The 23,136-nt window shown below is 56.4% G+C and carries 17 protein-coding genes and 1 pseudogene; 11 read left to right on the top strand and 7 right to left on the bottom strand.

Annotation, left to right across the window (positions count from 1 at the left end):
- The 4 genes and pseudogenes from HMPREF2981_RS02390 to HMPREF2981_RS02375 form a co-directional block, all read left to right on the top strand.
- Positions 1 to 215, top strand: a pseudogene (locus HMPREF2981_RS02390) (hypothetical protein); the annotation flags it as partial.
- A gap of 23 nt (positions 216 to 238) precedes the next feature.
- Positions 239 to 526 carry a hypothetical protein gene (locus HMPREF2981_RS02385; RefSeq protein ID WP_070660531.1) on the top strand — a complete coding sequence of 96 codons (288 nt, stop codon included), beginning with the start codon at positions 239 to 241 and terminating at the stop codon, positions 524 to 526.
- Positions 527 to 570: 44 nt separating this feature from the next.
- Positions 571 to 4,527 carry a DEAD/DEAH box helicase gene (locus HMPREF2981_RS02380; RefSeq protein WP_070660528.1) on the top strand — a complete coding sequence of 1,319 codons (3,957 nt, stop codon included), beginning with the start codon at positions 571 to 573 and terminating at the stop codon, positions 4,525 to 4,527.
- A 197-nt stretch (positions 4,528 to 4,724) separates the two neighbouring features.
- The gene (locus HMPREF2981_RS02375; RefSeq protein ID WP_013398540.1) at positions 4,725 to 5,552 is read left to right on the top strand and encodes an aldo/keto reductase; all 828 of its coding nucleotides are present in this window, start codon (positions 4,725 to 4,727) and stop codon (positions 5,550 to 5,552) included.
- 286 nt (positions 5,553 to 5,838) lie between these two features.
- On the opposite strand, the gene HMPREF2981_RS02370 is transcribed toward HMPREF2981_RS02375, so the two are convergent.
- Complete coding sequence (locus HMPREF2981_RS02370) at positions 5,839 to 8,274, bottom strand: Tex family protein (RefSeq protein ID WP_070660525.1); 2,436 nt, start codon at positions 8,272 to 8,274, stop codon at positions 5,839 to 5,841.
- A gap of 240 nt (positions 8,275 to 8,514) precedes the next feature.
- Between HMPREF2981_RS02370 and HMPREF2981_RS02365 the strand changes: the two genes are divergently transcribed.
- The gene (locus HMPREF2981_RS02365) at positions 8,515 to 9,909 is read left to right on the top strand and encodes a TY-Chap domain-containing protein (RefSeq protein WP_004006025.1); all 1,395 of its coding nucleotides are present in this window, start codon (positions 8,515 to 8,517) and stop codon (positions 9,907 to 9,909) included.
- 145 nt (positions 9,910 to 10,054) lie between these two features.
- On the opposite strand, the gene HMPREF2981_RS02360 is transcribed toward HMPREF2981_RS02365, so the two are convergent.
- Positions 10,055 to 11,527 carry an amino acid permease gene (locus HMPREF2981_RS02360; RefSeq protein ID WP_004006024.1) on the bottom strand — a complete coding sequence of 491 codons (1,473 nt, stop codon included), beginning with the start codon at positions 11,525 to 11,527 and terminating at the stop codon, positions 10,055 to 10,057.
- A 504-nt stretch (positions 11,528 to 12,031) separates the two neighbouring features.
- Positions 12,032 to 13,495 (bottom strand): amino acid permease, encoded by a 1,464-nt coding sequence (locus HMPREF2981_RS02355; RefSeq protein WP_070660522.1) that lies wholly within the window; start codon positions 13,493 to 13,495, stop codon positions 12,032 to 12,034.
- 385 nt (positions 13,496 to 13,880) lie between these two features.
- Here HMPREF2981_RS02355 and HMPREF2981_RS02350 point away from each other — a divergent pair, with 385 nt between their 5' ends.
- Positions 13,881 to 14,285, top strand: coding sequence for a hypothetical protein (locus HMPREF2981_RS02350; RefSeq protein WP_070660520.1), 405 nt, complete (start codon positions 13,881 to 13,883; stop codon positions 14,283 to 14,285).
- A gap of 141 nt (positions 14,286 to 14,426) precedes the next feature.
- Positions 14,427 to 15,245: a tRNA (guanosine(46)-N7)-methyltransferase TrmB gene (gene trmB / locus HMPREF2981_RS02345; protein ID WP_070660719.1), complete on the top strand. Its 819-nt coding sequence runs from the start codon at positions 14,427 to 14,429 to the stop codon at positions 15,243 to 15,245.
- Positions 15,246 to 15,294: 49 nt separating this feature from the next.
- Here the strand turns inward: trmB and HMPREF2981_RS02340 are convergent, their stop codons facing one another.
- The 4 genes from HMPREF2981_RS02340 to dnaK form a co-directional block, all read right to left on the bottom strand.
- Complete coding sequence (locus HMPREF2981_RS02340; protein WP_004006020.1) at positions 15,295 to 15,750, bottom strand: heat shock protein transcriptional repressor HspR; 456 nt, start codon at positions 15,748 to 15,750, stop codon at positions 15,295 to 15,297.
- 3 nt (positions 15,751 to 15,753) lie between these two features.
- Positions 15,754 to 16,794: a DnaJ C-terminal domain-containing protein gene (locus HMPREF2981_RS02335; RefSeq protein ID WP_070660517.1), complete on the bottom strand. Its 1,041-nt coding sequence runs from the start codon at positions 16,792 to 16,794 to the stop codon at positions 15,754 to 15,756.
- 202 nt (positions 16,795 to 16,996) lie between these two features.
- Positions 16,997 to 17,569: a nucleotide exchange factor GrpE gene (locus tag HMPREF2981_RS02330; RefSeq protein ID WP_070660514.1), complete on the bottom strand. Its 573-nt coding sequence runs from the start codon at positions 17,567 to 17,569 to the stop codon at positions 16,997 to 16,999.
- A 2-nt stretch (positions 17,570 to 17,571) separates the two neighbouring features.
- Positions 17,572 to 19,422, bottom strand: coding sequence for a molecular chaperone DnaK (gene dnaK / locus HMPREF2981_RS02325; protein ID WP_004006017.1), 1,851 nt, complete (start codon positions 19,420 to 19,422; stop codon positions 17,572 to 17,574).
- 402 nt (positions 19,423 to 19,824) lie between these two features.
- Here dnaK and HMPREF2981_RS02320 point away from each other — a divergent pair, with 402 nt between their 5' ends.
- From HMPREF2981_RS02320 to HMPREF2981_RS02305, 4 genes are all read left to right on the top strand, one after another.
- Entirely contained in the window at positions 19,825 to 21,444 is a 1,620-nt protein-coding gene (locus tag HMPREF2981_RS02320; RefSeq protein ID WP_246825225.1) for a pentapeptide repeat-containing protein, read from the top strand.
- A 210-nt stretch (positions 21,445 to 21,654) separates the two neighbouring features.
- A complete protein-coding gene (locus tag HMPREF2981_RS02315; RefSeq protein WP_070660502.1) occupies positions 21,655 to 21,882 on the top strand; it encodes a hypothetical protein in 228 nt (75 codons plus the stop codon).
- A 97-nt stretch (positions 21,883 to 21,979) separates the two neighbouring features.
- Positions 21,980 to 22,507, top strand: coding sequence for a DUF2247 family protein (locus HMPREF2981_RS02310; protein WP_070660500.1), 528 nt, complete (start codon positions 21,980 to 21,982; stop codon positions 22,505 to 22,507).
- A gap of 148 nt (positions 22,508 to 22,655) precedes the next feature.
- Positions 22,656 to 23,135 carry a low molecular weight protein-tyrosine-phosphatase gene (locus tag HMPREF2981_RS02305; protein ID WP_246825224.1) on the top strand — a complete coding sequence of 160 codons (480 nt, stop codon included), beginning with the start codon at positions 22,656 to 22,658 and terminating at the stop codon, positions 23,133 to 23,135.
- Position 23,136: the final 1 nt, after the last annotated feature.

Raw genomic sequence — 23,136 nt, 5'->3', positions numbered from 1 at the left:
AATGGAGGGGTGTCGATCCCGCAGGAGCAAGTCCGCTCGTCATGGCGACTAATAATCTGAGCCTATGGTTCCTAGGCATTGGTTTCCTCACCGGCATTATCACCTTTATTCTGCTCTTCACAACGGCGACCAAGAAGGCACGCAAGGCACAAAATAAGCATGCTGAGCAGAATAAAACACCCTCGGCAGAAGACCGGGACCAGATGAATCCATAAAGTCAGTTACTCAAGGGGAAAGCATGAAAACTGCACGTATGGTTGGGGCAATAGCTGCACTATTCCTCATTCTCGGTATTGGATTGTTCATCCTAGCAGGTTGGGGAGCAGTCGTTGAGTACCATGCCTTCGAGTGGAGGGGCATCCAGCCCAAGGGGTCGAGTCCTCTCACACAGGCAGCCGCTACCCTTGCCGTGAGTGTCTTATGCGTTGGCTTCCTGACCACCATCATCACTTTTATTATGTTCTTCACAATAGTCATCAAAAATGCACGTAAGAAACGCTCAGCCCATCTTGGACAGACCTCATAACGAATTACCGCGCGCTTCTTTGACACCGTTGAGATAATGGAACGGTGAGCACGCCAAACCCTTTCCCCGATATCCCCGTCACCGTTGCGCAGATTATTCGGCAGGCGGGGCATAAGGCATACCAGCGCGGGCTTGCTTATGCCCGTCAGCGTGAAGTGGTGCGCTACACCTACGATGAAGATGAAAACACGCTGGAAGGTCTGGTGAATGGGAGCACCCCTATTCCCTATGAGGTAGATATTCGCTTCTTCCCGGGTTCTGACGCCGATTCCAATCTTTTCAACGCTCGATGCACATGCCCGGTCGCCGCCGACTGCAAGCACGCCGTCGCCCTCATGCTCACCGCACTCGACCGTGCCAAAACCGCGCGGAAAGCCCTCGACAATGCGCCCGGTGGCCGCATCCGCCAGTCTATGAATCAAGAGAGCCCAGAAGATACCGCGCAACAGGTTGCGGAGACAGCCGACAATCCTCTGGCGGCGTTGCGCGCATCGGGGGCGATTCGTTCGGCAAGCTCGCTCACCACCGAACCCGAATCTCTCTCCCTGAACGACCACGAGAATACGCATTCTTCGCCCTCGAAAATTTCGGTGTGGCGGCGCGATATGGCGCAGGTTCTCGCTGCCCGGGGTGAAGCATCCGGTATTGATTCGGCACGGGTTCCGGGGGCGCTCGACCTTTCCTTCAGCATTTCGGGTTCGTATGCGCGCGGGCGCAATATTCCCGGTGCAACCCCGCCTATCAATTTGCTGGCGCGACCGCTGATGCAGTCCAAAACCGGGCGCTGGATCAAGGGCGGGCTCAGCTGGGAGACCTTCGCGTCAAGCGTTGGTGGGCCGGTCGGTCGTCACGAAGTGTACCCTGAGCACGAACGATTCTTCGCCGAGATATACGCTATCGCACGCCCGTGGCAGAATATGTACTCTTCGCATCGGGACTGGATTTCGCTCACCGCCACGAACTCCACACTACTGTGGGATGTTCTAGCGCGCACAGAGCAGATTGGCCTGCCGATTCTTCTCGAAGGGTTTGAGGTGACTACGGCGGTTCTGCCGCCCGCCCAGGTGAGGGTACACGCCGGAGCCGTTGAGGCCGAATCCCGACAGAACGCAGAGGCTGCCGTGAGTGAAGATTCCGCTCCTGACCTGGCTCTTCATGCCGCCTTGGGATGGGAAACCCGCGAAGATAACCGGGTGCGGCAGCTCTGGTTTGATGCCGCGCACTGCCACCCCATCGGCTCGCCACGCTCAGGATTTTTCGCGCTCGGTTCTCTTGTGCAGCGTATTTACGAGGAACAGGCGCATCGGGTGCATTGGAAAAGCACGCGCAAAGGCGCCTTAGACGCGCCGCATCGTGATGTTTTTCAGACTCAATCTTCGCAGCAGGCGGAGGAGAGCTCGGACGAGAGCGAAAATTCTGAGACACAAACGGGTGGGCTCATTCCCGAGCTATCGCCCGAGAACGTTGCGACGCCGACTATTCCGGATCTGCCGGAGGGTCTTAACCTGGCGTTTATTCCGCTTGCCGAGCCCTTGGACGCAGCCGCAGAATCGTTGGTATCTCGCGGCGAAATGCGTATTCCGGCAGACGAACGCGAAGCTTTTCACCGCGAGTTCTTGCCCACCCTCACGCGGGCCGTCCCGTTCTTTACCCCAGACCCGGCCTTGGCTCTGCCAAAGGTTCATTCACCATATTTGGTGTTTGAAGCGCATTTTGATGATGAGATTTCGCATGATGCACTCCTAAATTGGTATTGGGAGTACCCGAAGAACCCACTCGATGAAGAAGGCACAGACTCAGGGGTTCGCCGCCTGCCGGCGCTGGGCTTGGGCACGGAACGCGACGAACGTTTTGAGGCGCGGGTGCTGCGCGCGGTACGGTCAGCGACTGCATCCAACCCGGTGTTGGCGGGCGGGTTCGGGGAACGCCGCTCTCAGGGATGGGAAACCCGCGATATTCTCGCCCATGTGCTACCCACCCTGCGACGCATTCCCGGGGTTCGCGTGCGGCTGCTCGGTTCCGTGCCCGAGTTTACCGAGGCAACCGACGCCATGATTGAGGTCAAGGTAACCGAGGGTAATTCGCGTGACTGGTTCGGGCTGGGTATCGCTATTAAGGTCAATAACTGGACTGTGCCTTTCGCCCAGGTTTTTGAGGCGCTCGATCGGAATCAAGACCGTATTCTGCTGGGCAACGGCACCTATTTTTCGCTCAATCGCCCGGAGTTTTCGGCGCTGCGAACCCTCATTGAGGAGGCCCGCACGCTCAACGAAACCGGCGGTGAGCTGCGTATTAACCGGCATCAGGCGGGGCTGTTCTCTGAGCTGGAATCGCTCGCTTCGAGTGTGGAAACCGTGGCTTCTTGGGATGCGCAGGTCAAGAGTCTTCTCGCCCTTGTGGAGGCCGCCGACCGTGCGGGTGAGACCGCCGATTCCGAAGAAGTTTTAGAGAACGAACATTCCGATTCTTTATCTGTTTCTTCCGGCGTATTTTCAGCGAATCATCTGCCCTCTCCCTTAGGTCTTACAGCAGTTCTGCGACCTTATCAGCTTGAGGGTTTCCGCTGGCTCGCGTTCTTGAGGCAGCACCGGCTGGGCGGGATTCTTGCCGACGATATGGGCTTGGGCAAAACCGTGCAGGTACTCGCTCTGCTTGCCCAAGCACTCGCCGAGCATGAGCAACACGCCGATAACACCGACTTTGCGCCGTTCCTCGTGGTTGCCCCAACATCCGTGGTGGGTAACTGGGCGCAGGAGGCCGCGCGATTCGTGCCGGGGGCAAAGGTGGTGACTATCACCGAGTCTACGAGCAAAAGCGGCAAGAGCATCGCCGAGCTAGTGCAGGGTGCGCATCTGGTGCTCACGAGCTATGCGCTGTTTCGCCTCGACGAGGACGGATACACTGAATTCGGTAACCATGTTCCCAAAAATACAGAGAACGGTGCTTCACCACGTGCAGGGTGGGGTGCGTTGATTTTGGACGAGGCGCAGTTCGTGAAGAACACGAAAACTCGCGCATGGAAGGTAGCACGTGCCCTAAACGCGCAGGTGAAACTCGCCATCACGGGCACCCCAATGGAGAACAACCTCATGGAGCTTTGGGCGCTCTTGGCGATTGTGGCGGACGGGCTGTTCCCGTCAGCGCGCATATTCCGCGACCTATATGCGCGCCCCGCCGAGTCCGGTGAGGACCCGCAGGTTATCGAGAAGCTACGCCGCCGGGTTCGCCCTCTGATGCTGCGCCGCACGAAGGATGTGGTCGCCGCCGATCTCCCCGAAAAGAACGATGTGCGGGTAAACGTGCCGCTCACGACGGCGCATCGGCATATTTACGATATGCATCTGCAGCGTGAGCGGCAGAAGGTACTCGGGCTTTTAGAAGATATGGATAAGAACCGGTTCACGATTTTCCAGTCGCTCACGCTTCTGCGGCGGCTGGCGCTTGACGCCACGCTTATCGATCCAGACGAATACGCCGGGGTGGCTTCCGCCAAGCTCGAATATTTGGTGGAACATCTGCCCTCACTCTTAAGCGACGGGCACCGGGTGCTGGTGTTCAGCCAGTTCACGGGGTATCTGCGCACAATTGCTAAACGGCTGCAGGCTGAAGGCATCGACTACCTGTACCTGGACGGCACAACCCGTAACCGCCCGCAGGTTTTGAAAGATTTCGCCGAGGGTGCGGCGCCGGTGTTCCTGATTTCGCTCAAGGCGGGCGGGTTCGGACTGAACCTGACGGAGGCAGATCACTGTTTCATTATGGATCCGTGGTGGAACCCGGCGGCTGAACAGCAGGCGGTGGACCGCATCCACAGGCTGGGGCAGGAACGCGATGTGCACGTGTACCGGCTGGTGGCTGAGGGCACCATTGAAGAGAAGGTCATGGATTTGAAGGCATCGAAAGCGGCACTGTTTGATGCGGTCGTCAACGACGGCTCCTTCGCCTCGTCCCGGGTGGATGCGGAACAGATTCGTGAGCTTTTCACCCCGACTGATTCCTAACTTTCCCTGCTGAAAAGGCTCTTGATAGCGAATAAAGCGGGATTTTTCACGCTTTATATAAAATAAGGGCTCTTTTCCGTGCCTGGGAGGGGCTTACCGGTTTCGCGCTGGGCTGGATGCGCCCGTCACCCTAGCGTGCAAGCGCATCCAGGGGTACCGTTGAAAGCGTCAGTCCCCATCAAATTTCAGGAGAAGTAATGGTCAAAAACATCACGTTCAACGACGGCAACAGCATTCCTCAGCTCGGGTATGGCGTGTGGCAGATTGAGGATAATGGTGCCGCCGATGCTGTCGGTACGGCTCTCGAAGCAGGTTACCGCCACATCGATACTGCATCCATCTATGGGAACGAGGTTGGGGTAGGTCGCGGTATTGCCGCCAGCTCCGTGCCGCGCGAGGATATTTTTCTCACCACCAAGCTGTGGAACTCGGATCAGGGTTTTGAGAAGGCTATTGCCGCGCTTGATGCATCGCTAGAGCGGCTCGGCACCGATTACGTGGATCTGTATCTGATTCACTGGGCTATGCCGCAGCAGGGCACCTATCTGGAGTCGTGGCGGGCGCTCATTGAGTTGAAAAAGCAGGGTAAGGTGCGTTCGATTGGCGTCTCTAACTTTCCGCAGGCTCAGCTGCGCGAAATTATCGCCGATACCAGCGTGACCCCGGCGATTCACCAGATTGAGCTGCACCCGTATTTCTCACAGGAAGATATGCGCGCGGTGCACAGTGAGTTTGGTATTGTGACTGAGGCTTGGTCGCCGCTCGGTCAGGGTGGCGAGATTCTGAAAGACCCGGTGATCGTTGAGATTGCGGGTAAGCACGGTATCTCTCCGGCGCAGGCTGTGCTCGCCTGGCATCTGGCGAAGGGGATCGTGGCGATCCCGAAGTCGGTTACTCCTGCGCGCATTGCCGAGAACTTTGCGGCCGCTAATGTCACCCTGGATACAGCAGATATTGCGGCGATTGATGGGCTTACGCGGAAGGATGGTCGCATAGGTCCGGACCCTGAGAATCCTAAATTCTAGGCGCAACGTACCGCGAAGCTCTGCCGTGAGTTGTTGCGGAAGCGCAGCGAGGAACAAACGGGCACATCCGCAATAACTCGCGCTGGGTAAGTACACGGAGATTCTAAGAAGATGGATGCGGTTCCAGACGCACCGAAAGCGCATTAAAAGAGGACTTGAGGTCGCCCTACGACCGAAGGACGGACATGCGCTAAGGTGTCGTCGGGTGCCGCATCCGAAATACTCTCTTAGTCATACGCGCTACCGGATGCCCGTTCCTGCGACGCGCATTCTGGGTTCAATCCTATCAAGAACGTTTATTCGTTTTCTTATGCTCCGTCTCCGAGCGCTCCGAGCCACCCTCATCTACCAGCAGCGAGAGCGAAATACGGCGGCGAGACGCATCCACCTCAACAACTCTCACAGTCACGATATCGCCGCTTCGCACAATATCGTGCGGGTTCGCAACATACTCGCGGCTCATCTGCGAGATATGAATCAGCCCATCTTGGTGCACTCCGATATCGACGAAGGCACCGAAAGCCGCGACGTTCGAGACGGTTCCCTCAAGCACCATCCCAACGGTTACGTCCTCAAAGCGAGAGATATCCTCAGAGAAGTGTGCGGTACGAAATTCGGGGCGCGGGTCACGCCCGGGGCGGCGCAATTCCTCAAAAATATCGCGCACGGTGTATTCGCCGATGCTCCCGTTCACGTAGTCGGCGGGGTCGAGCGCGGTGAGCGGGTCTTCCCCGTCACTGCCGATAAGCCGCCCGGTTTGCCAGAGTGCCCCGTGATTCCGCTGCGCATCGGCGATAATACGCCGCGCCACAGGGTACGATTCGGGGTGCACGGCAGAGGCATCCAGCGGTTCGGTACCGTGCAGAATCCGCACGAATCCCGCCGCCTGTTCATAGGCCTTAGCCCCTAACCGAGGCACATTCAGAAGCTCTTCCCGTGCGGTGAAAGCCCCGTGTTCGCCCCGGTACGCCACGATATTTTCGGCAATCGTGCGGTTAAAACCGGCAACACGCGCAAGCAGTGCGGCGGATGCGCTGTTCAGGTGAACCCCCACCGCGTTTACGCAGTCCTCAACCGTATTATCGAGGGCGCGTCTTAAAGCGGTCACGCTGACGTCATGCTGGTACTGCCCCACGCCTAAAGACTGGGGATCAATTTTGACGAGTTCGGCGAGCGGGTCTTGCAGCCGCCGAGCGATCGAGACCGCCCCGCGTACCGTTACATCAAGATCGGGCAGCTCTTCGCTGGCGATTTCAGAGGCCGAATATACGGATGCCCCCGCCTCTGAGACGGTAACCTTCTGTGCCGCCTTATACCCCTGAGAACGCAGCTTCGCCAGCAGTTCGGCGGCGAGTTTATCCGTCTCACGTGAGGCGGTGCCGTTGCCGATAGCGATAAGTTCCACGCCGTGGGTGAGAACCGCATCCTCAAGGGCAGCGAGCGCACCGGCATGATCGTATCGAGGCGCGTGCGGGTACACCGTGAAGGTTTTCAGCACGTGCCCGGTGCCGTCAATAACCGCGCATTTCACGCCGTTACGCAGCCCCGGGTCAAGCCCGAGGGTGACTTTTTGCCCGGCGGGCGCGGCAAGCAGAAGGTCGCGCAGGTTCGAGGCGAAAACGGTGATGGCTTCGCGTTCTGCCATCTCGAAGAGGGCATTGCGTATGCGGTCTGCCAGGCGGGGGTGTAGCCGTTTGCGCCATGCGGTGCGCACGGTTGCGGCGAGCCAGCCGAGCACACGGTCTTCGCTGTCGACGGTGTTGAGAACCTGCACGGGTATGCGCAGCGCGGCGGCGACTTCACGCTCGTATCCCGAACGAACGTTCTCGTAATTTTCGGCGAGGGCAAGCGCAGCAGCACGCGCTTCTCCGCGGAGTTTGCTCAGGGGCGGGGCTGGTGTGGCACCGTCAATACTGAGCCGCACGATTCCGGCTTCTTTGGCGCGAAGCAGGGCGAGAACCCGGTGCGGGCGAATACGCCTAATGCTATCGGAGAAGTCGAAATAGTCGGCAAATTTTGCCCCTTCGGCTTCTCTCCCGGCGATAATTCGACTAGAGATCATTCCGGTGGCAACCATTCTTTCGTGAAGGCGTTCGGCGAGCGTTGGGTCAGTCAGCGCCCGGTCGATCAGGATAGCGCGGGCACCGTCAAGGGCTTCCTCCACCGTTGTAATTCGGGCGTCTTCGGATTTTCCGGCATCGGCCGCCTGTTTATCGTCGGTTTCATCCGGTTCGTCTACATAGGCTGCGGCAATATCATAGACCCCGGCAAGGGGAACTTCGAGCAGGTCTTCAACGAGCGCCTCCAGACCTGCCGCGCGGGCACGCTGCGCCTTGGTGATGCGCTCACTCCGGTAGGGCGCGTAGAGCGCTTCGAGGTCTTGTTTACTGGATGCCGCCCCCACCCCCGTGATGAGTTGTTCGTAGGTAAGCGGATCGATCAGCCCGTCTTCGCGGCGTTGGGCGAGCGAGCTGAGAATATTCTCACGGCGAGTTTCGAGCGCACGCAGGGCATCGAGCCGGGCGCTGATAGCACGCAGGTGGGTGTCGGTGAGCGCGCCCGTAGCTTCTTTGCGGTATCGAGCGATAAACGGAACCGAAGACCCGGAGTCGAGCAGGTTTACGGCGGCACGAACACGCGTGGGTTTGAGGTCTAGTTCGTTAGAGAGCATCGTCAGGATGCGGGTGTTCGTAGCTTCGGTGCGCTCGTGTTTTTCGCTCATTCTCTCAGTTTCGCATTCTCGGGTGTGCTGTGCCAGTCTTGCGGGGCGTGCGGCGCGGGGTATGTTGCGCATCGGAGCGTAATAAATTTTACAGCTATGGTCCCGCATCTAGAATGGGTAATAACATCACATCGCTATTTTTCAGATATTCCGGCGATTGTGCAGAAGTTATGCGCCGGGGCATAGAAGATGACATGACGGTAGCCGGTTCACGGTGGACTGGCTGAAAGAAGGTTTCGCATGTATGGTCGTGCTGACGATCGCGCGCAGGCGCCTTCACGTTCGTCTTTGCCGCCGGGGTACGCCGAATTTCATCAGCAGTTTGGCACGCTGATTACCGCCTTGGCTGCGCAGGGCTGGACTCCGAGCGAAACGCACCGGCGTATTCGTGTTCTTTTTCCGCAGGTTAACCGGGAACATCTTGATTTTGCTTTAGATTCTGGCATGTGGGAGTTTGGTTCGCACGGCGAGCAGACTCCCACCCATGTTTTGCTGGCGACCGCCGTCTGGTATGCGGTGGCAGAGGCTTACGGTCTGGAGCCGGATGGTTCCTACGCCGCAACAACTCTGGATGCAGCAGTCATGGCGGATATGCTGCGCTTATTGGAGAGCGCACGGGTTTCACCGCAGAATATCGCCTTGATTCTAGGGAAGGTGGGCGCTGGGCTCAAGTACTTGGCGCTGCATCCGTATACGCAGCTTGACGAGCTTACCTACCGCGATGTGTGCCAGCATCTTCCGGCTGAGTCCCAAGACGTGGCGCACGGTTCGTTTGTATGGCCGCCCTCCTGCGAGAGCATTCGTGATCAGCTGGGTGATGGCGGATGGTCAACCGCCATGCTGCGCACCGGTGTGTGTCCGCCCGATTATGCGGAGTACAACTGGCAGCTGGGCGGTACTTCGCTCACGGATATGGAATTCCGCAACCAGCTGGGCAGGTTCATGAGTTACTGTATTCGGTATGATCGGCAGCCGACGGTGCTTGCCTACGGAACATGGTCTACCATGCGCAGTAATCTGGGTCGGGTGCCGTTTCTGGCGGCGGTGCGCGCGAAATATGGATCTTGGCATACCGCCTTGCAGGTGGGCCGCACAATGGTGACCGATGCCCTGCAGATGACGAAGAGTGAGGTCGCACCGGTGCGGGTGCCGCCGCATCCGCCAAGTATTTCACCCGAGCAGCTTGCGGTGCAGGGTATTGGGGTTGTGAAGTCTGAGCAGACGGTTTCTGCCCGCGACCGCTGGGACGAGGTGACGAACTCACTCGGTCAGCGTTTGGCGAGCCTGCCCTGGAGCAGGCATCTGCGCACCTACTATGTGCTCACGGGTGCCGCGAATGCTAACGCAATGCCGCTTGTGTGCATCTACCGCTCCCCCGCCGGGTTCCTGTGCGAAATTGCGATGGAGGCTGAGGTTTTGCCCAAGTTCAGTACCGACTACCTGCGTTCGCACGGGTGGGTGGCGCCGACCCCCATGCAGCCTATGTGGAACCGGAATGTTTTTGACCCTCATGAGGCCGCGCAGGATGTAGTACAGGCGATGCGCTGGGGTATGGGCTGTTCCCGCTGGGACTACTACCGCACGGATGACCTGGTGCTGGATGCCGAGGATACCTCGGGCACCGAGGCCGGTTAATCCGGGGCGCGGATTCTTCCGTTTCTTCTCCCCTATCACGCTAAAAGGCTCTTGATTGAATAAAGCGTTAGAAACGCCGCCCTATTCACATCAAGAGCCTTTTTATACCGGAAGTAATGCGGAACAGATATCCGTAGAAGTATCCTTACTTATTATTCTTCGGTGCCTTCATATCCACCACCGGATGCGACTGCGTAATGCTGGTCTCCGGGATTTCGGGGTTGATGCTGTTCTTCACAAACCACCCGATAGTCAGCAGGATGAACCAGATGGGCATGAGCATCAGACCGGTGAGAGTGTCTTTATCGGTAGCAAGAATCCCGATGATGAAAGCAAAGAACGCAAGCACGATCCAGCATGCCACCACGCCGCCGGGCATGGGATAGGTGGTTTCCCGGTGCAGGTTGGGGCGCTTCGCGCGGTAACACAGGTAGCTGACGAGGATCATCGACCATACGAAGATCACAAGTACCGCCGCCATCGTGGTGACCAGCGTGAACGCCTCAATAATCGAGTCGCCAGCATAGAGCAGGGCGATACTGGAGAGTAGCAGAATCGAGGTGAGGAACAGCGCATTGCGGGGCACACCGCTCCCGGAAAGGTTACCGAGGAACTTCGGGGCGTAACCTTCCTGCGAGAGACCGTACACCATGCGCGAAGTCGAGAAGATACCCGAGTTCGCCGATGATGTTGCCGAGGTCAGCACCACAACGTTCACGATATGCGCCGCAATGGCAATACCGGCGAGGGTAAACATGGTCACGAAGGGGCTCTTGGCCGGATTAATTTCACGCCAGGGGTTTACCATCAGAATAACGATCAGGGCACCCACATAGAAAATGAGAATACGAACCGGCACTGAGTTAATAGCCTTCGGCAGAGTCACCATGGGGTTCTGGGTTTCGGCGGCGGTAGTACCTACCAGCTCGGACCCCATAAAGGCGAAGACCGCGATCTGGAAGGCGCCTAAGAATCCGGTGGCACCGTTGGGGAAGAACCCACCGTCGTTCCACAGGTTGGCTACCTGAGCGTGAGCACCGCTGGGTGTCGTGAAGCTCGTAGCAACCATAATGGCACCCACGATAATGAGGGCGCAGATGGCAACAATCTTAATCATGGCGAACCAGAACTCGATCTCACCGAAGTTCTTCACCGAGGGCAGATTCAGCGCCAGCAGCGCAATAATCACGACGAGTGCTGGAACCGCCTTCGGTAAATCGGGCCACCACAGCTCGGTATAGCCCACGATTGCGATAATATCTGCGACCGCGGTGACCACCCACATGAACCAGTACGACCATCCAAGGAAAAACCCTGCGGGGCGCCCGATCAGGTCGGTAGCAAAGTCTGAGAATGACTTATATTTCAGGTTTGATAGAAGGATCTCACCCATCGCACGCAGCACCAAGAAGATAGCGGCGCCGATAACCATGTAGACCAAGAGGATAGATGGACCAGCTTTAGAAATTGCCTTACCGGAACCCATGAAAAGCCCGGTACCAATAGCACCGCCGATAGCAATGAGCTGGATGTGTCGGTTGCTCAGCCCGCGGTGCAGTTCTTCAGCATTATCTGTCGTGTCTGCCGCCGATGCGGCATTATCGTGAGGTTGCTGCATGACAGTTCCTCTTTCGTGGTTGGGTCCCGCAGCCGAGCGGGACAGCCCCGGCTTTCGGGGCGGCAAGTGCAGCACTCAGCCCGTAAGATACGGTGAGCTATCACAACTTTTGAATATATATTCTACATAACAGGGACGGTATTGTGTAATTATCTCCAAGAAGTGTGTCGCGTATCTATAGCATGCGTCACGAACAATAAATTCTTTATATCGAAATTCAAAAAATTTCGGAAGGAATCTGTGAAAAACCCTTGACAATAAGCCTTACTTTCGGAAAACACAGCGCACGTGAGGTACGTCCCTTTATTGCCTAACTCGCCACATTCTCAAAAGAAAAATTCTCATCATATATGATTTCTATACAAATTTAAGAATATCTATACATACTGGGGTCTGTTCTGGTACATGCCGTATGTCATCGCCCCCAAAGACACAGCGGGCGGGATGCCGCACGTTTTTTCTACGCACCGCGTCCCGCCCGCTAATGAGGAAGAAATAAACTCGCTACTCAGATTCCACCTGTGCCGACTCCGCAAGAAGGCGCTTACGCGCATGACGGCGCACCATAATCTCATACCCAAGCTCGACCCCAATAAACCAGATAGGGCTAAGCGCCAGAGCCAACCCGGTTTCTGGCTGCAAGCTCAGGGCATAGATCATCAGAGCGAAGAACACCAAACCAACCCAGCTCATCGTGCGACCGAACGGCATCTTATACTGAGAGACTTCATGCCGTTGAGGGAACTTCTTGCGGTATACCAGGTACGACACCAGAATCATCGACCATGTGAAAATACCCATAATTGAGGCCACCGAAGTCACGACAGTAAACGCTTCCAGAAGCTCACGCCCAAACGCCAGCATCACCAGGCTAAAGAGCAGAAGAACCGTCGTCAGGTACAGGGCGTTCGTGGGCACACCGTTCTTCGAGAGCTTCTTCAGGAAGGAAGGCGCATTCCCCTCCTCTGCTAGGCCATACACCATGCGCGAGGTCGAAAAAATACCTGAGTTCGCCGAAGATGTTGCCGAGGTCAGCACTACAAAGTTAATGAGCGAGGCAGCAATTGACACACCCGCCAGTGAGAACATCCCCACGAAAGGGCTCATGTTAAGGTCGAGTTTATCCCAGGGAGTCACCGCAAGAATTGCCGACAGCGGCAGCACATAGAACAGCACCATGCGGAAAGGCACAGCGTTAATCGCACGCGGCAGGGTACGTTCGGGGTTCTTCGTCTCTGCCACGGCGGTGCCCACCAGCTCAGCACCCACGAACGCGAACAGCGCAATCTGGAACGAGCCCAAGAAACCCGTTAAACCGTGAATAAACACACCGTTGCCCGAAGGTCCCGGGCGATCCCACAGGTGCGTGATGGAGGCGACCGTTCCATCCGGGCTCGTAAACCCGAACACGACCATCACGGCACCCACGGCAATAAGCGCCAGAATCGACACGATCTTAATCATCGCGAACCAGAACTCGATCTCACCGAAATTCTTCACCGAGGGCAGGTTTAGAGCCAGCAGCGCCCCGATTACGATAAGCGCGGGAATAAACGAGGGAAGTTCGGGAAACCAGTAATGCGTGTAATCCGTAATCGCCAGCACATCCGCAATACCCGTGGTCACCCAAAAGAACCAATACGACCAGCCGACGAAAAAGCCCGCGCGCGCACCCAAAATATCCGATACAAAATCGGTGAATGACTTGTACTTCGGGTTAGACAGCAGAATTTCGCCCATCGCACGCAGTACAAAATAGATGATGACGCCAATAATCGCATAGACAAACACGATGGAAGGTCCCGTGAGCGAAATAGTCTTCGCCGATCCCAGGAACAGCCCGGTACCAATCGCACCGCCAATAGCGATGAGCTGGATGTGTCTGTAACTTAAGCCACGCTGCAGGCTCTCTTCACCCGTCGAACTCTCGTTCTCGGTAACGGCATGTTCGGAAGGCCGCTGTGTCACTATTCCTCTTTTCTATGCGCGCTCTGCCCTGCGGGCTACAACCTCGACAGGAAGCCCCGACCTTCGGGGCATCACGATGCAGTTCAGATTTTCGCACGAGCACGGCTCACGGAAAATCGCATCGTTACGCCATGACTACACAGAATTCTACCCGCAAAAGGCGCCTGCACCGATTACGTCTTAGGTACTGGAAGCGCGGCAACACGCCGAGGGCACATCTCTACTCTCCCGCTAAAACGCTGAAAAATAATGCTTACCGCAAAAATTATGTTAAAACTTTACGATTAAATAAACTTTCCTGAGGTTTGCCGCTACAATTGCAATGCCCGGTGCGGAAACACCGCATCACTCATCTCATCACAAAATATCAGGAGGACACTCACTCATGGGTAAACTATCAAATGCTGCACTGCGCCTCACCACGGGCGCGCTCGTGCTCGATGCAGGCATCAAGAAACTCGGCGCCGACGAAGGTACCTACGCATATCTGCAGCAGATGGCAGCAACCGGCGTTCCCGCCGTCGCCAAGCTGGAGCCGAAAACCTTCGGCAAACTTATTTCATACTCAGAAACCGCACTCGGCGCCACCCTGCTGACCCCCTTTATTCCTGCCCGCCTCGCGGGCGCGGGTCTGACCGCCTTCGGTGCGAACCTCATGACCATGTACTTCCGCAACCCCGACATGCATGACGGTGCATTCCGCCCCACCCAGGATGGGCAGCAGCTCGCCAACAACATCGTGATTCTCGGCGCGGGCTTAGCGCTGTTGTTCTCCGGCAAGAAAAAGTAGCCTGCACGGCGAATTTGCGGTCGCAAAGACCAAACGGGGGCAGTTTCTTCAGTACAATGAAAAACTGCTCCCGAAATTTTTAACTCCCCAGAATTTTTAACAGTGCCTCTCTCCGCGCGCCGCTACGTTATCCTGATAGGTATGTCATCTCAAGAGCAGAACGCGCAGACCACCGCATCAGCCAACGCCGATGCGCCCCAGACGCCCGAGAAGAAAACGGTACCGCCCGAGTTCTTCCGCCAGCCCTACTCCTTCGTGCGCCGTGGCGACCGCCTGACCTCGCGCCGCCAAAAAGCGTGGGACACCTACTCCCAAACCCACGTGCTCGACATACCCCGGCTGCAGGCAGATACCTCTGTAGCCCCCGAAGCCGCCTTCGACCCGGTCACAATCTACGGGCGCGAAGCCTACCAGGTGGTCGAAATCGGTTCCGGGCTGGGCGAAGCAATCGTGCACCGCGCCTGTGAAATGCCCGAGGCAAACTTCCTTGCTGTTGAGGTCTATACCCCCGGCATTGCGGATCTGCTGCTCAAGATGGGGCAGGCCGGGGTTGAGAATGTGCGCGTCGCTCAGGCTAACGCCCCCGAACTGCTCGATAACATGCTGGAAGAAAATTCGGTTGATGAGCTCTGGGTTTTCTTCCCCGACCCTTGGCACAAGTCACGCCACCACAAACGCCGCCTGGTCTCCCCCGCTTTTGCCGACAAGGTTGCGCGCGTGCTCAAACCCGGCGGAATCTGGCGCCTTGCTACCGACTGGGAAGAATACGCTCACGTGATGCGCGATGTCATGGAGGCACACCCCGACTTCGAGAATCTGCATGCCGGTGAAGGCGCTACCGAGGACGACCCCGTGGGTGGTTGGGCGCCGCGCTGGGAGGGGCGTATCCTGACCAGCTTTGAGAGGAAGGCTCGCGAGGCAGGAAGGCGCGCCCACGACCTGACGTATAGGCGTAAGTAAATACTCGCAGCTGCCGTTTCAAAGCGGCAGGTATTGGGGCGGTCAAGCCCTATTTCTGCCGGTACAGCACTACCGCCGAGGAGCGTTTGCGCGGCGCCGGGCGCTGCCCCCGCTGGATGTTCACCACATCCCCGCGGGTGCTGGCTGCGAACACTCGTTCCGCCAGGCCCAGTTTGGCGTGCGCATCCTCAAGCTGAGCCTGCAGGCGGGCAATATGATCCCGGTGTTCCTCAACCATCTCTTCAAGCTCAATAATCCGGCGGATTCCCTCAAGCGAAACGCCCTCCTGCGAGAGCTGCTGAATACGCTGAAGTAAATCCACATCGCGCTGCGAATAGCGCCTGGCCTTACCCGGCGCACGCGAAGGCTGCACCAGCCCCAGGCGATCGTATTGGCGGAGTGTCTGCGGGTGCATCCCCGCCAGCTCCGCCGCTACCGAAATCACAAAAACCGGCCGGTCGGCGCTGTAGGCAGATGCCGACGACTGCTTATTATGGGCACTCATAAGCTACCTAACTTTCTTCAAAAGGTCCTCACGGGGGTTCTCCTGCGGCGCCAGAGCAATGAACTTCTCGAAGGCTTCCTTCGCCTCATCGCTTAGGTTCTGCGGCAGGTGTACCTCGGGGATCACCAGCAGGTCGCCGGTGCCCGACTTGGTTGTGAACCCGCGTCCTTTCGCACGCAGTTTACGGCCCACGCTGCCGGGGGTCAGCCGCAGTTTGACGGTTTTACCGCCGGGTACGGGTACTTCCAGCACACCGCCGTTGACGGCCTCTTCCAGAGTGACGGGGGCACGCAACACCAGGTTGTTTCCTTCGCGACTGTAGTGCGGGTCATCTGAAACACGCACGGTCACGATCAGATCGCCGCCGGTGCCGGGGCGGCCCTTGCCACGCACACGCACCTTCTGCCCGTCCTTCACACCCGCCGGGATGCGCGCCTCAGTACTCGTGCCGTCCGGCAGGAACACGGTCGCCTTGGTGCCCGTGTACGACTGCGGCAGGGTAATACGTGTGCTGGTGGAGAGGTTATTATCCTGCGGGGCACGCTGCTGCCTGCCGCCGAAGCCTTGAGCTCCCCCGAACCCGGTGGCATCCCCAAAATCGGCACTCGTGAACCCGGCGGTACGGCGTGAACCACCCGCGCCGCCAACGCCACCACCGAAGAGTCCACCGAGCAGGTCTTCAATGTTGATACCTTCGCCACCGCCGCTGGTCGTGAAATGCACGTTTTGGCCGTTAAATCCGCCGAAACCACCGGCACCACCAAATCCGCCAGCGCCGCCTCCGAAGCCGCCATTAGCGAACCCTGCGGCACCGTATTTACGAATCTGGTCGTATTCTTCGCGCTGTTTCTTATCCGAGAGTACATCGTAGGCTTCGGAGACTTCCTTGAATTTCTTCTCGGCTGTCTCGTTCCCGGGGTTTAGGTCGGGGTGATATTTGCGCGAGAGTTTGCGGTAAGCCTTTTTAATATCAGATTCAGAGGCGTCTTCTTTCACGCCGAGGGTTTTGTAAAAGTCTTCTGACAGCCAGTTTTCGCTTGCCATGTAAGTTCTCCTTCCCCGTCGTCCGGGGTTCTTGTAACGCCCCGTCCAAAGGGGCACAACCTTAGTTTTTAATCCTATATAAAGTTTAGTCTACTAGACTCAATTTTGGAAGAGAAATCCCAGAAAATCCGCGGAAATATACGGCAAACGGGCGGGCTCTCAATTCCTCAAGAACCCGCCCGTTATGTGCTCTACGGAGCGTTTATTCGGCGACAGCCACCGCAACCTGGGCGGTGCGTACCACGCGATCTTTCACACGGTACCCGTATCGCAGAACCATCGAAATATGGTCCGGTTCTACCTCGCTGGTCGGCTGCTGCATAACCGCTTCGTGAATATTCGGGTCGAAGGGCTCGCCCACCTCACCGAAGCGTTCCACGCCTTCTTTTTTGAGAGAATCCTCAAGCTTGGTGGCGATCGCAGCGAATGGGCCTTCCTGCAGGTCGCCGTGCTTGCGTGCGGCATCAATATCGTCGAGCACCGGCAGAAGCAGGCTCACGATATCGCTCGCCACGAATTCTCGAAGCTGTTCCTTCTCGCGGGCGGCACGGTTCTTGAAGTTCGTGAACTCCGCCTGCAAGCGAAGCAGGCTGTCCAGGCGTTCTGCCGCGAGTTTCGCATCCTCTGAGGGTGCTTCCTCGTTCGGCTCGGGGGTTTCCCCCGCCGCAGCATCGGCTACGGCAGGGGCTTCCTCAGCCTCGGGGTGACCCTCGGCGGCGGGGGCGTTGAATGCCTCCTCCAGTGGGTCTCCCGCAGTGTTCTCGTGTTCAGCCATGATTACTTCTTCTCGTCTTCGTCCTCGTCGATAACCTCGGCGTCTACCACATCTTCGTCATCTTCCTTGGAGGAAGAAGCGGAGTCTGCGTTAGCCTCTGCCTGTGCGGAAGCGTACAGAGCCTCGCCCAGCTTGGTCTGGGATGCCTGCAGCTTCTCAAGAGCGGACTTCACGGCATCGTCGTCATCGCCTTCAAGAGCTTTCTTGAGCTCGTCAACATCGCCCTGAACCTCAGTCTTGACGTCTTCGGGCAGCTTCTCGCCGTTCTCCTTCAGCAGCTTATCGACGGAGTATGCCACAGACTCTGCCGCGTTGCGGGTGTCGGCTGCCTCGCGGCGTGCCTTATCCTGCTCTGCGTGAGCCTCAGCGTCCTTGACCATGCGGTCAATGTCTTCCTTCGAGAGGGAGGTACCGCCGGTGATGGTCATGGACTGCTCAGCACCGGTGCCCTTGTCCTTTGCGGAGACGTGCACAATGCCGTTGGCGTCAATATCGAAGGTGACCTCAATCTGGGGTACGCCGCGCGGTGCGGGGGCGATACCGGTCAGCTCGAAGGTACCCAGGTTCTTGTTGTCGCGGGTGAATTCGCGCTCACCCTGGAACACCTGAATCGACACGGAAGGCTGGTTGTCTTCAGCGGTCGTGAAGGTCTCAGAACGCTTGGTCGGAATAGCGGTGTTGCGCTCGATCAGCTTGGTCATCACGCCACCCTTAGTTTCGATACCGAGGGACAGCGGGGTCACGTCGATCAGCAGAACGTCCTTACGGTCACCCTTGAGCACGCCAGCCTGCAGGGCTGCACCCATTGCCACAACTTCATCGGGGTTAACACCCTTGTTGGGTTCGCGGCCGGTGAGTTCCTTCACCAGGTTAGCCACGGCGGGCATACGGGTGGAACCACCCACGAGCACGACCTCGGAAATATCCGAAACCTTGATACCTGCTTCCTTAATAACGTCCTGGAAGGGCTTCTTGGTGCGTTCGAGCAGGTCGCTGGTGAGATCCTCAAACTTTGCGCGAGAGAGCTTCTCGTCCAGGTGAATCGGGCCTTCGGGGGTTACCGAGAGGTACTGCAGCGAAATGTTGGTGCTGGATGCGCTGGAGAGCTCCTTCTTAGCCTGCTCAGCTGCCTCCTGCAGACGCTGCAGAGCGATCTTGTCTTTGGAGAGGTCTGCACCGGTCTTGGACTTGACCTGCTCAAGCAGCCAATTCACAATGCGCTGATCCCAGTCGTCGCCACCCAGACGGTTGTCGCCGCTGGTTGCGCGCACCTGAATGGTGGAGAAGCCGTCTTCGTCCTTGCCAACTTCAAGCAGGGAGACGTCGAAGGTACCGCCACCAAGGTCGAAGACCAGAATCAGTTCGTCTTCTTTACCCTTGTCCAGGCCGTAAGCCAGTGCAGCTGCGGTCGGCTCGTTCACAATGCGCAGAACGTTCAGACCTGCGATTTCGCCGGCTTCCTTAGTAGCCTGGCGCTCAGCGTCGTTGAAGTATGCGGGAACGGTGATAACCGCATCGGTCACTTTGTCGTTCAGGTATGCTTCAGCATCGTTCTTGAGCTTCTGCAGAATACGTGCGGAAATTTCCTGCGGGGTGTATTTCTTGCCGTCAATTTCAGTCGTCCAGTCGGTGCCCATGTGGCGCTTGACGGACGAGATGGTGCGATCAACGTTAGTAACCGCCTGGCGCTTTGCTACGCTGCCCACCAGAACGTCGCCATCCTTGGAGAATGCGACAACGGAGGGGGTGGTGCGGGCACCTTCAGCGTTAGGGATAACTTCCGGTTCGCCACCTTCAAGGGTGGATACGACCGAGTTAGTGGTGCCGAGGTCAATACCAACTGCACGTGCCATGTTTTGTACTCCTTAGTGTTATGCCCCGCTTCTTGGCGAGGCGGGTTCCTTGGTTAAATCTTCGGGGCGTAAGGGGTTTTTAGACCGAGCGCATGCACGATGAAGATGTGCTGGGATGCTGCCCGGTGAGTGACCCCTTGAGCCTCATGTACTCAAGTTTTACACATGTTTGGGTGGATGTCAACAGACTTGAGTGAAAAAGACTCAAGTTTTTGAAGTGGGTAGGAGTTAGGGGCAGGTGGCAAGGGGTGCTGTGCTGGTGGTTTTGGGGCGAAAACGACACGAAAGCTAAGGACTCTGCGGGCGATAATCCGCGCGATCACTAAGGGATACCCCGCTCCACCTTACGCGGTGTATGAGGTTAACAATGGGAAATCCGATACATAGGGTCACCCTCGCCCTATGATGGAGGGTGAATATTTGCTCTCGGTTAAAGGAAAGGCTGAACCAGAATTGGATATAACAGACTCCCAAAAAGCACAGTGTATTCTGGTGATTGTTACTGTATCCCTGGGAATTATAGCTATTGGGCTTATATCCCTGTCAGTTGTGAGATACATACGGAAATCTAAAAAGGTAACACTAAGAACGTTCTATGTATGGCTTGGGATGTTAGCTATTCTCGGTGGAACTTGGGCATTCTTCCTCCCGATAGCTATCAACTCGGGTTTCAACAAAAATGATGATGGCCCTGTCTTACGCCAGCTCTTAATCTACACAACTGGCGGACTCTTGGGTGCCGTCACTCTGGGTGAGACTCGACGTAAAAACGACCAGGAACATATGCGGCAGGTACATGCCGAGCGGCGTAGCCGTTATGCCAAAGCGGTTGAACAGCTCGCCGATGAAAAAGCGCCTATCCGTCTTGGCGGTGTCTATACTCTAGCCAAACTAGTCGATGATTGGTTAGATGACGAGAAAACCCTCCCTTCCGAGAAAGAACGTCGACAAGAAGGACAAATTATTATCGATAGCCTGTGCGCGTATATACGTTCTTCTTTTCCGTTGGCTGAACGCCATGACGAACTTATTCTTAGCTACGAAGAATATCAGCAGAACTGCCAAGGTAACCAAGATTTACACAGCCCTCAGGTAATTCCACTCCCAAAGCCGAAAAACGCAAAACAATCTCACGAAGATTTTATGCGCGATAAATCACTTCTCCGAGAAGAACAGGAGGTTCGTAAAACAGTTCTGTCAGAAATTGAAAAACGACTCAATAGCAATAAGGATAAGAACGAAGATGGTAAAGGTGAAGTTAAACCTGGAACATGGTCATATTTTGAGTATGATTTTTCAAGCGCAGTTTTCTTCTACCCCGTTGATCTCAGCAACAGCTATTTCGGTGCTTCCTCAAAATTCTCCAAGACGTACTTCATCCAGGATGCTAACTTCCATGGGGCTATCTTCACCCAGGATGCTGATTTCGAAAGTGCTATTTTCGACTCGGATGCTATCTTCGCCGAGGCTACCTTCCAGCGTGCTGACTTTCTCGATGCCCATTTCAAACAGCGTGCTCACTTCACCAAGGCTACCTTCCAGCGTGCTGACTTTCTCGGAGCCCATTTCGAACAGCATGTTACCTTCCGGCTCGCTGACTTCCACGATGCTTACTTCCAAAGTGCTAATTTCGACCAGCGTGCTATCTTCGCCGAGGCTACCTTTACCCAGAATGCTGATTTCTCTCAAGCAACCTTTGGAAATGAAGAAACCTATGAGCGCGCTATTTTCTCTAAGGCTAAATTCAAACAGAGTGTTCTTTTCTCTGACACAACCTTTATAGAAGAACCCGACTTCTCCCGAGCAAAATTCTCGCGCATAGTCGATCCAAAAAACTACAAGTTTGATGTTAGCCGTGATAGTTGCAAAATTGATCCCAAGAAAGAAGAATATAACGGAAAAGAATTCATAATTCCTGAGGGAGCAGATCTTGTCGACCCCAACGACCCTTCCGAGCAGGAAGACCCCACCAACATAACCACTGTTGAAGAACTCTACCGAGCTGTGCAAGGGAACACGTAATATCTCCCCCGTGTGCTGCACTATTCATGAGAACGGTGCATCCACAGCAGTAATATAAGTTCTTGCAAATCCTACGACTGGGACTTGAGAGGGTTCTGCCGCGACGTGTTGGGGTTAAGAGCTACCCAACAAAGTTGAGCATCTAGTAACATCTCTATCAATAAACAAACGTTCAAGATGCGTTTACATACAGACAACGAAAGGAGCGTCATGTCCCGCTTCTTTACACGTTATTTCACGTCCGTCCTCGTATTCATGTTCGCCCTGCCTATTGGTACTCTCCTGTTCGGTGGTTTTGGCTCCGGGCGGGGGTTTGTGGCAGGCGCGGCTGTTGCAATCATCTGCGCCATATTCACCTACATTTTCTGGCCCAAGCTGAAGGATAATTCCGAGCCGGGACAGGATTCTTCGGGTACATCGCAGGACTCATCCGAATAATGCACCTTGGGGTGTATTACCCACTCTCTAGGGTGGGGTAATACGCCAAATGCTGCGTTATTCGTGGGACTACAAAGATAGGAGGTGAACGCTATTGATGCTGGGCACGTATTACATAGGCTATGAAGGCATCAGGAAGAGTCCCCTCACCTGGCAGGGTTTACGATGGGGGCTCGCGCAGGGATACATTAGCCACGCAGATATTCTGCGATACGCATCCGACCGGCTGAAGGAAGACTCCAGCGACCTGGAATACGAGCTCTACCAGTGCAAACCCGAACACACCTACCGGATTGATGGGATTCTGGCCGAACTCGCGCGGCACGAAGACTCCCCTGAAATCACCAACCCCGACCCCGGAAACCCCGACCCCCGCCACGCGCTCTGGCTGTACCTGCTGCTCAAACATGTGTATGAGCACCGCAAGAACTTTGACGACCCGCTGGGCGAGGTAGAAATTCTTCACGCCGATTTTGGCTACCCCAAGGATGTGACCCCATTCGTGCGATACATGCCCCCGACCGACTATGACCCTTCAACGTACACTCGCCAAGAGAACATCGACAGGCTCTACGCTCTGTGGGAGGCGTACTTGCGCGAGGCTAAAACCCGCTTTGAGGTGTAACAGCCAAAACTTGCCTGCCTATCTGGAAGAGTTTTTTGCATTCAGAAGCGATAAGCTCTTCTGAATAGAAACGACGCTTCGGCAAGCAGCCCTAATACCGCTGCCTTTCCTGTGCCGCTGGCATACACTTAAAACTATGTACCGCATCATGACTGTCTGCACCGGAAATATTTGCCGCTCCCCCGTGGGCGAGTACCTGATTCGTGAGCACGCGCGCCAGGCGGGGCTTGAGGTTGAGGTTGCGTCCTCCGCCATCACGGACTACGAAATCGGCAACCCCATCGACACCCGCGCCGGGCGCATACTCACCGCGCGCGGCATCGACCCCAGTGGGCACCGCGCATCCAGATTCGTTGCCGAAGACTTCGACCGCTACGACCTGATTCTGGCGATGGACACCCCGCACTACCTGCACCTGAAACAGCTTGCGCGCACCGAGGACGACAAAGCCAAAATCCGTATGATGCGCTCCTTCGACCCCGCAATGGCGGGTAAAAACCTGGACGAGCTGGGCATCTACGACCCCTGGTACGGGCAGATGCGCGACTTCGAGTACACGACCGAGCTTATCGACACTGCGGCGCGGGCGCTGATCGCCGAGCTGAGCGTAACCCCGCAGGAAAACTAGC

The sequence above is a fragment of the Rothia sp. HMSC069C01 genome (assembly GCF_001814655.1).
Lineage (GTDB): Bacteria > Actinomycetota > Actinomycetes > Actinomycetales > Micrococcaceae > Rothia > Rothia dentocariosa.
This window is presented reverse-complemented; position numbering and strand designations above follow the sequence as displayed.

What these genes read in the sequence shown, in the direction of transcription:
- HMPREF2981_RS02385 (WP_070660531.1), top strand. Translation starts at nt 239, where the DNA reads ATGAAAACTGCACGTATGGTTGGGGCAATAGCTGCACTATTCCTCATT.
- HMPREF2981_RS02375 (WP_013398540.1), top strand. Translation starts at nt 4,725, where the DNA reads ATGGTCAAAAACATCACGTTCAACGACGGCAACAGCATTCCTCAGCTC.
- HMPREF2981_RS02370 (WP_070660525.1), bottom strand. Translation starts at nt 8,274, where the DNA reads ATGAGCGAAAAACACGAGCGCACCGAAGCTACGAACACCCGCATCCTG.
- HMPREF2981_RS02365 (WP_004006025.1), top strand. Translation starts at nt 8,515, where the DNA reads ATGTATGGTCGTGCTGACGATCGCGCGCAGGCGCCTTCACGTTCGTCT.
- HMPREF2981_RS02360 (WP_004006024.1), bottom strand. Translation starts at nt 11,527, where the DNA reads ATGCAGCAACCTCACGATAATGCCGCATCGGCGGCAGACACGACAGAT.
- HMPREF2981_RS02350 (WP_070660520.1), top strand. Translation starts at nt 13,881, where the DNA reads ATGGGTAAACTATCAAATGCTGCACTGCGCCTCACCACGGGCGCGCTC.
- trmB (WP_070660719.1), top strand. Translation starts at nt 14,427, where the DNA reads ATGTCATCTCAAGAGCAGAACGCGCAGACCACCGCATCAGCCAACGCC.
- HMPREF2981_RS02340 (WP_004006020.1), bottom strand. Translation starts at nt 15,750, where the DNA reads ATGAGTGCCCATAATAAGCAGTCGTCGGCATCTGCCTACAGCGCCGAC.
- HMPREF2981_RS02335 (WP_070660517.1), bottom strand. Translation starts at nt 16,794, where the DNA reads ATGGCAAGCGAAAACTGGCTGTCAGAAGACTTTTACAAAACCCTCGGC.
- HMPREF2981_RS02330 (WP_070660514.1), bottom strand. Translation starts at nt 17,569, where the DNA reads ATGGCTGAACACGAGAACACTGCGGGAGACCCACTGGAGGAGGCATTC.
- dnaK (WP_004006017.1), bottom strand. Translation starts at nt 19,422, where the DNA reads ATGGCACGTGCAGTTGGTATTGACCTCGGCACCACTAACTCGGTCGTA.
- HMPREF2981_RS02320 (WP_246825225.1), top strand. Translation starts at nt 19,825, where the DNA reads ATGATGGAGGGTGAATATTTGCTCTCGGTTAAAGGAAAGGCTGAACCA.
- HMPREF2981_RS02315 (WP_070660502.1), top strand. Translation starts at nt 21,655, where the DNA reads ATGTCCCGCTTCTTTACACGTTATTTCACGTCCGTCCTCGTATTCATG.
- HMPREF2981_RS02310 (WP_070660500.1), top strand. Translation starts at nt 21,980, where the DNA reads ATGCTGGGCACGTATTACATAGGCTATGAAGGCATCAGGAAGAGTCCC.
- HMPREF2981_RS02305 (WP_246825224.1), top strand. Translation starts at nt 22,656, where the DNA reads ATGACTGTCTGCACCGGAAATATTTGCCGCTCCCCCGTGGGCGAGTAC.